Origin of the sequence: Lactobacillus laiwuensis, assembly GCF_019972835.1 — a bacterium.
Taxonomy (GTDB): domain Bacteria; phylum Bacillota; class Bacilli; order Lactobacillales; family Lactobacillaceae; genus Lactobacillus; species Lactobacillus laiwuensis.
Genome location: NZ_BPPB01000006.1, coordinates 147,882 through 160,118, shown reverse-complemented (window position 1 = coordinate 160,118; position 12,237 = coordinate 147,882). Strand labels below are relative to the sequence as shown.

11 protein-coding genes are annotated in these 12,237 nt (G+C 36.7%); all 11 read right to left on the bottom strand.

What is annotated here, in order from left to right; genetic code table 11:
* Window positions 1-12: 12 nt before the first annotated feature.
* Window positions 13-1,818 (bottom strand): FAD-dependent oxidoreductase, encoded by a 1,806-nt coding sequence (locus tag LDM92_RS06550; RefSeq protein ID WP_223902517.1) that lies wholly within the window; start codon window positions 1,816-1,818, stop codon window positions 13-15.
* Window positions 1,819-1,834: 16 nt separating this feature from the next.
* Window positions 1,835-2,827 carry a helix-turn-helix transcriptional regulator gene (locus tag LDM92_RS06545; RefSeq protein ID WP_223902516.1) on the bottom strand — a complete coding sequence of 331 codons (993 nt, stop codon included), beginning with the start codon at window positions 2,825-2,827 and terminating at the stop codon, window positions 1,835-1,837.
* Window positions 2,828-2,983: 156 nt separating this feature from the next.
* Window positions 2,984-4,612, bottom strand: coding sequence for a ribonuclease Y (gene rny / locus LDM92_RS06540; protein WP_223902572.1), 1,629 nt, complete (start codon window positions 4,610-4,612; stop codon window positions 2,984-2,986).
* Between the two features lie 135 nt (window positions 4,613-4,747).
* A complete protein-coding gene (recA, locus tag LDM92_RS06535; RefSeq protein ID WP_034977431.1) occupies window positions 4,748-5,860 on the bottom strand; it encodes a recombinase RecA in 1,113 nt (370 codons plus the stop codon).
* 147 nt (window positions 5,861-6,007) lie between these two features.
* On the bottom strand, window positions 6,008-6,673 hold the full coding sequence (locus tag LDM92_RS06530; protein ID WP_223902515.1) for an ABC transporter permease: 666 nt from the start codon (window positions 6,671-6,673) through the stop codon (window positions 6,008-6,010).
* Window positions 6,673-7,578: an osmoprotectant ABC transporter substrate-binding protein gene (locus LDM92_RS06525; RefSeq protein WP_223902571.1), complete on the bottom strand. Its 906-nt coding sequence runs from the start codon at window positions 7,576-7,578 to the stop codon at window positions 6,673-6,675. Before LDM92_RS06525 ends, LDM92_RS06530 begins: the two co-directional genes overlap by 1 nt.
* A 43-nt stretch (window positions 7,579-7,621) precedes the next feature.
* Window positions 7,622-8,245, bottom strand: a complete 624-nt coding sequence (locus LDM92_RS06520; protein ID WP_223902514.1) for an ABC transporter permease — start codon at window positions 8,243-8,245, stop codon at window positions 7,622-7,624.
* Window positions 8,246-8,247: 2 nt separating this feature from the next.
* The gene (locus LDM92_RS06515) at window positions 8,248-9,426 is read right to left on the bottom strand and encodes an ABC transporter ATP-binding protein (protein WP_223902513.1); all 1,179 of its coding nucleotides are present in this window, start codon (window positions 9,424-9,426) and stop codon (window positions 8,248-8,250) included.
* 160 nt (window positions 9,427-9,586) lie between these two features.
* Window positions 9,587-10,147, bottom strand: coding sequence for a CDP-diacylglycerol--glycerol-3-phosphate 3-phosphatidyltransferase (gene pgsA / locus LDM92_RS06510; RefSeq protein WP_223902512.1), 561 nt, complete (start codon window positions 10,145-10,147; stop codon window positions 9,587-9,589).
* A 24-nt stretch (window positions 10,148-10,171) separates the two neighbouring features.
* Window positions 10,172-11,296, bottom strand: coding sequence for a helix-turn-helix domain-containing protein (locus LDM92_RS06505; RefSeq protein ID WP_223902511.1), 1,125 nt, complete (start codon window positions 11,294-11,296; stop codon window positions 10,172-10,174).
* Between the two features lie 65 nt (window positions 11,297-11,361).
* Entirely contained in the window at window positions 11,362-12,090 is a 729-nt protein-coding gene (gene ymfI / locus LDM92_RS06500; protein WP_223902510.1) for an elongation factor P 5-aminopentanone reductase, read from the bottom strand.
* Window positions 12,091-12,237: the final 147 nt, after the last annotated feature.

Here is a 12,237-nt window from a genome sequence, read left to right as displayed (position 1 = left end):
TTTCGTTAGAATCTAGGCCTGCTTCAACGCAGATTCAACTGCTTCTTTAAATGCACGACTTGATGCAGAAGCTCCAGAAACGGCATCTACGTTAGCTGTTTTCTGTGCTAGCATTTCTGTCTTCATTTTCTTAATTGCTTTTTCACCATAGTCAGGTGATTCGCTTTCTTTTAAAACTTCAATATTGCTTGGACGCTTATCACTGTCAACTGTTACTCGCACTATAATTTCGTTGCCCATACCACTTGAAGATTTACCAATATATTGATTTTCAGCAGTTGAATAGCTTTCTTCTTTTACATCCGATTCAGGAAATGCAGCATCAGCATTATTTTCACTAACACTGGCACCTGAAACAACTTGCTCATCTTTAATTTTAGCGGCATTTTCTCCAGCTATCTTACCAAATATTAAGCAGTCAGCCATGTCACCCCCGCCATTATATTGATTTGCACCTATATGACCCAGTTCACCAGCAGCATATAAGTGTGGCAAAACTTTCTGATCTGTATCTAATACTTCAGCATTTTTATTTCGGCGTGGTCCACCTTGAGTGTTTAACATAGTATGTTGCTGAGCTAAAGAATAGAACGGACCTGTAAGTGCAATTTTGGTCATTGACTCTGGCTTACGGCCACATTGGTAATCAACTCCACGATCAACGAAGAAATTATACGTGTTCAAAGTATTTTCTAAAACTGCCGGATCAACTTTTATTTCTTGAGCTAAGTCAGCGATAGTTTCTGACTTAACCACTTTGCTTAAAGCTTCCTTTTGAAATTCATCATTCTCAGCTGAGAATAGTTCATCGTATTTCTTCTGATCAAAAATCATATGAGGATGTACTTGAGCTAAAGGAATTCTCCAAATACCATGATTATAACGATGTCCATGACGGGTTGGATCGTCTTCTGCTACATAACGCGTCCCATCATCGCCAACTGTGATCAGTGAACCGCCAAATAATGCTTTCCAAGCCATAATGTTATGAGCTCTTTGGCCTTTGGGAGCAGCTAAATTAACAGTTCCACCTGGTTCATAATTATTCATGTGCCATAAATCCGCACCAACTTCTATGGCCATTTTGATGCCATCGCCATTGTTATAAAGCGTCCCATATGGCAGTAAATTAGTTTCACCTAAATAGTCCTGCACCATTTGTTCGTTATTTTCAAATCCACCTAGCGCTAAAACTACACCATTTTTTGCTTGGACGTTGAACAGCTTGCCTTTATTTTCAATCTGTACACCGATAATTGTCTTATCCGTATCTTGGATTAAATGCTTTGCCGGTGTTGAATAAAGTACATCAATCTTGTCGCTGCGGTCTAAAACATTCTGGCGCAATTTCTTCCAAAGAGCGGCATCGAATATTTGATCATGTACTAACAAGTCGTCATTTGTATCTGCACCTTCAAATTCGGGATATTCAGCACTCATGTATGCCAACATAGCAACATTTTTGTTACCTGGATTATTTTTAACGCTAAATGCTTTACCACCGAGATACTTTTCAAAGTAATCTGGTAAATTGACCATCCCTTTTACAAAAGTTTCAAGCACCTGCTCATCTAAATCAAGTGGAGCAGTCATTTTTTGATAATACTTTTTGAGCTTGTCATAATCATAACCTGCTTCAACAATCTGACCACAGTATCGGGTATTACCACCTTCATGTCCTTCTGGCGCACTATCTACTAAAAGGACATTTGCTCCTTTATCTGCAGCAAAACGCGCTGCTGTAGCACCTGCTCCGCCAAAACCGATTACCACAACGTCATAAGTCACATTCCAAGACTCATTATCTTTTAAAAACATTTTGTTTTCTCCTAAATTAAATTGCATTAATACTATTAGATTGTAGAATTTTTTGTAGTCTGTACTCTCTGACCGTTAATCCAGACCATTTTTTAAAAGCCTTATAAAATGAAGCAACACTATTAAAACCGACTAAAAAACTTACTTCAGCAGTATTTAAATTTTTATCTTGAAGTAGGTTCTGTGCCAAAATTTTTTGTACAATACTGAGTTGCTTTTTAAATGTAGTACCCTCATTTTGCAGCCATCTTTGTAATGTCCGTGAAGAAATACTTAGCTCATTTGCTACATCTTTTAGCTGAAAATTACCCCCAGCAATCAGCTGAAAAAGAGTGTTTTGTACAACGGCTGAAATTGGAGGATTAATATTTAATTTTTTAATGTACTTTTTTAAACCGGGTTCAATAAAGTTCCACATTACATCGTTCTTAGTTATAAATGGTTGTTCTAAATCACACTTTCTAAACACCAAATAATTGTCTAAACTATTTTGACCTTTAATGCCTAAATAACTATTAATTTTTGATCCATATTTGTATTTGCTACCAATAGACACAGGGATAATAGTTTTATTTGTTCCTGCTCTAATCAGACTAACCAGAGAAATTTGATCAACCAGTAAACTAAATCGTGAGTATTTACGATATTGATCTAAATATCTAATATGAATTCTTAAATTTTCACCTTCTTTAAATCTTCCCATTTCGATTGGTCCTATAAGCTGCTGGTAAGTTGCTAACCGAGAAATTGCTTGTATTCCGTTTTTACTTGATAATGCAGCAAAATATGGAGGAACAAACTGGTAAAAATTTCGGACATCACTGCAAGCTAGCAACTGTTCATCGCTTGCTTTTCTATCAAGCACTTGAAATACATGCGAATTCTTAATCCACTTGGCATTGAGATATTTGTCCATAACGCTGGAATCAAGTAACCCAGAAATAGAATCAAATGGATATCCTAGCTCTTGCAAAAAATCTTTCAGCTCAACTGTTATTTTTAGATTCACAGCAGTTTCCTCCATTCAATTTTAATTGTATACCCTTTCATTTTAGCAAAATATGTCACTTTACGATAATATATGTCAAAATACGCCACTTTTTAGTTAAATTTATAAAAAGAATCAAATAAAAAAGGCTGAATTTTTAAAATTCAACCTTATATTTTATTTCGCAATTGTTACAGCACGCTTTTCACGAATAACTGTTATTTTAATATTACCCGGGTAATCAAGTTCTTTTTCAATTTGGTTACGTATGTCTCGTGCCAATACTGTAATTCGATCATCTGAAATCTTATCAGGCTCAACCATTACGCGAACTTCACGTCCAGCCTGAATAGCATATGCCTGCTTAACCCCCTCATACCTGTTAGCTATTTCTTCCAGGTCAGTAAGTCTTCTAATGTAGTTTTCCAAACTTTCGCTTCTGGCACCAGGTCTTGCAGAAGAAATTGTATCCGCTGCAACTACCAGTTCCGCAATAAATGATAGTTTCGGCACATCCCCATGGTGTGCTGCAATTGCATTAACAACCACATCCGGCTCGTGATATTTTCTGGTCAATTCCACGCCTATCTCGACGTGTGAACCTTCAATATCATGGTCGACTGCTTTTCCAATATCGTGTAATAATCCCGCGCGAACCGCTAATTTTTCATTTAATCCAAGCTCCGCAGCCATTGTTCCAGCTAGTTTTGCAACTTCAATCGAATGACCCAAAACGTTTTGACCGTATGATGTACGGTACTTGAGTCTACCCAATATTTTGACCAACTCTGGATTCATTTTGTGAATCCCCAGTTCCATTAGAGCACTTTCGCCAGCTTCGTAAATATCATCATTGACTTCTTTACGAGCTTTATCAACTGTTTCTTCAATTCTAGCTGGATGAATTCTTCCATCTTTAATTAAACGTTCCATTGCCCTTTTAGCAATTTCACGTCTAATTGCATCAAAACCACTTAGTGTCACAACTTTAGGAGTATCATCAATAATTAGATCTACTCCGGTAAGTGCTTCAAAAGATCTAATATTACGCCCTTCACGACCGATAATTCGACCTTTCATTTCCTCATTAGGCAAATCAACTACTGATACTGTGGTTTCGGCTACCGTATCAGCAGAACTGCTTTGAATAGCATCAATAATTATTTTACGTGCATAGTGATCCGCCTTGGCTTTTACTTCTGCATTACTATTATTAATCATTTCTGCTCGTTCTTTAACTAATTGATCTGACAATTGATTTAAAACAAGCTTTTGCGCCCGCTCCTTGTCTAAATGAGCAACTTCATACAGCTTTTGTGTAGTCTGTTCGACTAATTCATCTGCCTTTTGCAACTTAGTGGTCAATTCAGTTTGCTTCTGTTCTAGCTGCTCGTCTTTTTTAGCTAAATCATCCTCTTTTTCTTTTAGCAAAGAGTTTTTATGATCAAGAGTATCCTCTCGTTGCGTTAAGCGATTTTGATCACGTGCTATTGTGTCACGTTTGTCGTTTAATTCATCTTCAACTTTTTGTCGATAATCTTGAATTTGTTCTTGGGCTTCAAGAATTTTTTCTTTTTTGGTGTTTTGCGCACTTTGTTTGATAGCATCAGCTGCCTGCTTTTGTGCATTGACTTCTGCCTTAGCAGCATCGACTCGTGCTTTTGCTTCGGTTAAAATATGATCGGCATCGTTTTGAGCATTTTGGGCTTTCTTTTCCCAAATGTTTTTACGTATAGCGTATCCTACAACCATGCCTACTGTAATTGAAATAATAGCAATCGCGACGGGAATCAAAAATTTATTCATCATGATTTCTATCGCCTTTTTTATTTTTTTAGATTATTCACACAATATTAATGATAAAGAACCACGGGGATTATGTCAAACGTCATGAAAAAAACCTCGACCAGTTTTCACAGGTCGAGGTCTATTTCCTCATAGTTAGCTACTTTTGCTGTCAGCTTCTTTTTTATCAGAAGCTTCCTTTTCTTTGCTTGCAACTTTCTTAGCTTTTTTCTCTTTTATTTTTTCCGGATCTTCCCTTTCAGCTACAGATTCTTCATCAATGCCGAAAGCCTGACGAACTTGTTTCTGAACGTCATCATAAACATCAGGATGATCTTCAAGATACTTTTTGGCATTTTCTCGTCCTTGCCCAATTCGTTCATCATGATATGAATACCAAGAACCTGCTTTAGCAATAATGTCCTTGTCAGCTGCCATGTCTAGAAGTTCACCACTTTGAGAGATACCTTTGCCGTACATCATATCAACTTCGGCAACTTTAAAAGGTGGGGCAACTTTATTTTTAACAACTTTGATTTTTACGCGGTTACCAGTGATTTCACCACCAGTTTGTTTAATTTTTTCTGCTCTTCTAATTTCAAGTCGAATAGTGGCGTAAAACTTGAGTGCGCGACCACCTGGAGTAGTTTCAGGGTTACCAAACATAATCCCAACTTTTTCACGGATTTGATTAATAAAAATTGCTATAGTTTTGGTCTTATTAATATTACCTGAAAGTTTACGCAATGCTTGACTCATTAAACGAGCTTGCAGTCCGACATGACTGTCACCCATCTCGCCGTCAATTTCAGCTTGTGGCACAAGTGCAGCAACTGAATCAACTACTAAAATGTCAATCGCACCACTCGTAATCAGTGTATCCGCGATCTGCAATCCCTCTTCACCAGTGTTTGGCTGGGATAAAATTAATGAATCAACATCTACACCTAGTGCCTCTGCATAAGCAGGATCCATGGCATTTTCAGCGTCAATATAAGCAGCGGTACCACCTCTTTTTTGCACTTCAGCGACCGCATGTAAAGCAACTGTCGTTTTACCAGAAGACTCTGGTCCATAAATCTCTACAATTCTACCACGGGGATAGCCGCCAACTCCCAAGGCCGCATCAAGAGCAAGCGAACCTGAAGGAACAGTCGAAATTTTGGTGTCGGCTTTATCGCCCATACGCATGACGGCGCCTTTACCAAAATTCTTTTCAATTTTCTTAAGTGCATTTTCCAACGCAGCTTGTTTTTCATCTTTGGCCAAGACTCTTGTCCTCCTATAAATAGTTTCATTATTTTAATACGTAATAATTATACTTTGCTTTAGTGTATATTTGCAAGAAAAAAGGCGAACAAATGTTTATTAATTTTATTCACAATAATAATTACGTAAAAATTGCCAAAAACTTTTTTAGTTTGCCTTTTTTAATCCCTTTGGTTGTAATATTTTCTGCAAAAAATTCAAAATGACGTCTGCTAAAATTGCCATTAATGCTGTAGGAAGAGCTCCGGCTAGTATAATTGCACTGCCGTTAGTAGCATTAGTGCCGCGAATAATAATGTCTCCTAAACCGCCAGCACCTACAAATGAACCAATTGATGTAATACCAATAGCTATGACTAAAGCATTTTTTAAACCTGCTATAATAACTGACATTGATAGGGGCAAACGGACCATGTAAAGTAGCTGCAACTTTGTCATACCCATTCCTTTACCGGAATCAATAACATTTTTATTAACATTACTCATACCAGTATATGTGTTTTTAATAATAGGCAAAAGTGAATAAAGTGTAACTGTTACAATAACAGTCATAACACCTAGGCCCAAGCCGATCATTACTATGGACAACAGGGCCAAAGATGGGATAGTTTGGATAAAGTTGGCAATTTCAACAACAAAATCACCTAAATGACCATTGCGAGAAATAAAAATTCCCACTGGAATACCTATAATTGCAGCGAATAGGACCCCATAGATTGAAATGAGAAAAGTACGATTAAATTGTTCTAGTACATAACTGCCATTATGGACATAATAATAAATAAATTGCTGCCACAATGATAAACGAGACATTATTTCTCCCCCCTAAAGTAATTATGCTTTACTAAGAATTGATGTGCAACAATAGACGGCTCAAGCAACTTGTCATCAACTTGAAAATTCATTTTACGAATATCATGTACACTCACATTGCCAACCAGGCGTTTTAGTATCGGCTTTAATTCAGGATGCTCACGCAATAAATAATTATTAATCAACATCCCACAATTATATGGTGGAAAGAAATGCTTATCATCTTTTAGGAGATGTAAATTATAGCTGTCAATTCGACCATCTGTTGAATAGCCCAAAATAACATCCATTTTTCCACTATTCAAAGCGGAGTAAACTAAACCTATGTTCATAGGATGGGCTTTAGCAAAAGTCATTCCGTAGGCTGTTTGGAAAGCCGGATAACCCACTCCTGGAGCATTAACCCATTCAGATGCTACACCAAAAGAAAATTTGTCTTTAACTTTCTTTAAATCTGAAATTTTATAAAGATGATATTTCTTTTGATCTTTTGCTCTAACCATAAAGGCATAATTATTAGCAAAACCATAGGTATGCAAATAAGTTTGGTCCCATCTCTTTTTTACTTCTCTGCGCACTGTATCATTTGCCTTTTTGGAATCTTTAATGGCAGGTAAGAGCAAATTCGCTGTTAACTCACCACCATCATACGCAGCTGCTTGAATATCAGCATCATGACGATACAAAGCCTGGTGCTGCATCGGTGCAGACCCCAAATTATTAACAATAGAGGTCTTGTATGACGTTTCATGCTCAATTAGTTGGGCAACAATATTAGCCATAATTTGCGACTCAGTTGTTGTCAGTGCCGTAATTCTAATATTTTTTTCACTGCCCTCACTATCAGAAAGTCCCGGTAGACCACAAGCACTAGTAGTAAGCATTACGAGCAAGGTGGTTATCATCAACAATATTTTTTGCAAATACTTTTTCACGATGAACACCTCCTTATATTCCCTTTGGAGTCAGCTTACGTTCCAGCTTTCCCAGTAGGTAATCCGTGAGAAGTGCCAAAATGATTACAGGAATTGTTCCTCCAAAAATCAAATCCGTTTGATAGAGGCTAAGTCCGTTAAAAATAAAGTCTCCTAAGCCGCCAGCTCCGATATACGAAGCCAGAGTTGCCCAGGCAATCACATAAATAGCAGAAAGTCTGATTCCTGCCATAATTACGGGCATAGCTAAAGGAATATCAACTTTTAAAATAAGCTGCATATTAGTCATGCCTAAGCCCCGAGCAGAGTCAATTGTATCTTGATTAACATCAGTTAGTCCTACATATGTGTTACGTAAAATTGGCATTAAACTGTAAAGAAAAAGAGCAATGATTGCTGGTACTTTGCCAACACCAAAAAACGGTATCATGATTGCCAGCAAAGCCAAAGCCGGTATAGTTTGCAGCATACTGGCTATTGCTATTACCACTTTAGCTATTCGCTTAAATTTCATTAATACCACGCTTAAGGGAACTGCAACTATTATTCCTAACCCTAAAGAAATAGCAGAAATATATATTTGTTGCCAAGTTTTTACTAATAATTCTGAACCATGTTGTGCAAAAAAGGTTGACATTATTATTTCGCCTCTTTTTCTGAAGTATTTTGCAAGCGACTTTTATCGCCCCAAATTTTTTCATAAACAACATTTACTAAACTGGCACGGGTAACTATACCTACTAATTTTTTGTCTGAATCCGTTACAGGAATGTAACTCTTATTCCGACTCATAATCCGACTAAAATTATCACGCAGATATTCCTCAGGACCGACAGTGCCCAGTTTAGTAATCAAAATATCACTGACACTGCTTGCTTTAGGGTAATTGCGTTGTAAATCATCAATTGAAATGTAGCCCTTGAGGTGGTCGCCATTATCAACAACTAAAAGCGTGTCAACTCGATGCTCTTTCATCATGGTTAAAGCGTCAGTGAGCGAAGCTCCTAAATCAATTTTAGTTGGGTTAGTCAACATCACGTTTTTAACTTTTACAGTTTCATATTTTGCTTCTGACAAACGCTCTTCACCAATCAAGCTCTTAACGTAGTCATTTGCAGGATGATGTAGAATCTGGTCAGGTGTTCCTACTTGAATCAATTGCCCATCATGCAAAACAACTACTTTAGTTGCAAGCTTTAATGCTTCATCCATGTCATGAGTAACAAAAACAATTGTTTTGCCTAATCGCACTTGTAAATTTTGAATTAAATTCTGCAAACTTTCACGAGTTATTGGATCCAGTGCGCCAAAGGGCTCATCCATTAATATCAAATTTTGATTTGCCGCTAATGCACGCACAACTCCAATTCTTTGTTGCTGACCACCTGATAACTCTGTAGGATATCTGTCTAAATATGACTCAGGTAATTCAGCCATTTTTATGAGCTTTTGCGCCTCACCAGCCAGCTTGTCCTTAGGCCACTTTAGTAATTTGGGTACTAGAATAATATTTTCTCTGATGGTCATATGAGGCATTAATCCATTATTTTGAATAACATAACCTATATGCCGCCGTAAATTAACTGGGTTAAAACTTTTGACATTCTTGCCATCAACAAGCACTTCACCCTTAGTCACACTATTCATGCGATTTATCATACGCATTAAAGTGGTTTTTCCTGAACCGGAGGTACCAATCAGGCAGCAAAAATCACCTTTTTCTATTTTGAAACTAATATGTTTTACAGCTGCATTTTTCATCTTAGGATATATTTTTGATACATCCCTAAATTCAACTGCTGGTACTTTTTCTACCATAAAATTTCCTCCTTTTCCAATATTCCCTTAATCTAATCCTAACAAGTAAATGTAACTTAATCAACAATCAGCATTTTTTGCAGACTTTTATATTTAAAATCATGCACAAAAAAGCACCACTTATAGTAGTGCTTTTTCCTAATTTAACCTATCATTAAATTTACATTGAACCTTCAAAAACATCCCATGAGCTGTGGAAATAGTCCCAACCTGAGTAAATGGTAAAGATTAATGCAATGTATAACAAAATTGTTCCTATGTGATAGAAGTCCCCGATTAACAAGAAAATAATTGATAGCATCTGGCAAGTTGTTTTAATCTTACCGGGCATAGCTGCAGCCATAACCTGGCCTTTATTTTCCGCCAGTATTAACCGCAAACCTGTTACTGCCAATTCACGACAAACTATAATTGCGATGACCCATGCTGGAGCTAGATTTAGCGAAATTAACATTATAAAAGCAGTCATAGTCAGCATTTTATCTGCGAGCGGGTCTGCAAATTTACCAAAATTGGTAACTAGATTACGTGATCTCGCTATATGCCCATCAAACCAATCGGTTGCAGATGCAACTGCAAAAACAACAGCAGCAATGACTAATTTCCAATAAACAGTTGTTCCTGCTACTTTAACGCTGGCATCGCCACCAAAAATGACAATTAACATAAAAACTGGTATTAATAATATTCTAAAAACCGTTAACTTATTAGGTAAATTCATTCTTAACTTTTCCTCCCAAAATAGTTATCTTTCATTATTTTCATTCCCACTGGAAGAATTACTCCCAGAATGACCAGATTCACTACTGTGATCATTATTATTTGACTGATTGCCGTCATGACTCGACTGACCATTTTGATTACTCTGGTTATTATTTTGATTATCTTCTTGGTTATTGGTTGAACTAGAATGATTATTGTCATTAGTATTATTGTTATTGCTATGACCGCCAGTTTGATTATGACTCTGATTTTGATGATTTGAGTTACTATGTTCAGAATTATAATTAGTGGTTCCAGAATTATTCTGACCATTTTGAGTTTGATTACTCTGACTGCTATGACGTTTACCGATATAGAAAGTCAAAGTGAGATTCGAATTCTGAGAATTATAAGGAACTTTCTTACCACCGATTGTAATTGAAGTTCCAATAGCATTACTGAATGTAACGACAACTGTTTGAGCAGTTTCAGGAATCCTTAGTGTATGCTTTTGACCAGCAGTCAGCGTTTGACCACTTTGGTTAACTCCATTCATTGCAATAGAAACTGTAGTAGCCTGATCACCAGCTCGCACGACTAAGTTGCGATTAGTTTTTAGGCCAGTAATCTGAAATTGATTTGCCGCTAATTCTTTGATTTTAACGCTTTTCTTTTTAGGTTTTTTTACCTTTTGACGCCGTTTGCCATTATCTGAAGAAACAGATACATCCCCAGCAGTATTGTTATTTTGATTGCGGCTAGAAGAAAAGTGAGCATAAACAACATAGCATACCAAAACAACGACTATTATTCCTAAGCCAACAATAATTCGCGGCAGGTAATCCTGCCATATTTTTTTCTTGCTACTAGTTGTTTTACGGACTTCTTCACTTTTGTTGTCAATCGAATCTTCGACAAATTCATCAGGCTCGGCCTTAGGTATATCCTCATGGTATTCACTTAACAGCTTTTTACCATCTAAACCGACTATCTGGGCATACTGTCTGATAAAAGCTCTTACATAAAAATCTCCAGGAAGTTTATCAAAATCGTTTTGCTCAATTGCCGTCAGATATCTGCCTTGAATTTTGGTTGCTTTTTCAATATCTTCAATTGAAAGTCCCTTAGCCTCTCTGGCACTGCGTAATTTATCTCCGATATCTGCCATAGTTACCTCTTTAAATTCTAAATTTACTCTTTGAGTATAACATATACTACATATTATTTTTACATTTAAATGAGCCAGCCACCACTAACATAAATGGTCTGTCCAGTTAAATATCCAGAATGCACATCAAGTAGAGTCCTAACCCAATAGGAAATATCTTTGCCTTCTGCTAAACGTCCAACAGGTATTTCGCCTCTAACTTCTTCCATTGCTTCAGGTGCTAATATTGAATTCATTGCTGTATTGACTGCACCTGGTGCTACAACATTCACCGTGAGATTAGCTGAAGCGACTTCACGGGAATATGCTTGTGCGAAACGTTCAAGGCCAGATTTAGAAGAACTGTAGACAGCTTCCATAGCGCTACCTGAACCACCGTAAACTGAACCTAAATAAACGATACGACTATAATCATTTTTTATCAAATGAGGCTCTAATAATCCTGTTAGTTTAATTGGAGTAGCCAAATTTATATGCAAAACATCATCAATTTTTGCCATATTTTGACTACTAACAAAATTATAATCTGTAATCCCTTGAGCAAATACCACAGCATTTACTGGCAAAAGATTATTCACAAATTCTTTTAACTCATCATTTTTAGCCAAAAAATCCAATTTTATAGGAATAAAGTCCTGACCAGGATATTTCTGACTCATTCCTTCAGCCATAGTATAGGCTTTTTGCCAATTTTGACTGCAATGAACATAAAGAGACCAACCAGCTTGGGCTAAGTCAGCACAAATAGCTTGACCAATGCCTCCTGTTGCACCAAATACAAGCGCTCGCTGCAATTAAAACATTCCTTTTATTTTTAAATTGTATGAAGATGACCATATAGCTAAACTATTTTTAAAAAATAAATTCAGTTATGCATTCATATTCGATTATATTTTAACATTATTTTTTGGCAAGTTTGAACTAATAAAGCGACACGATAA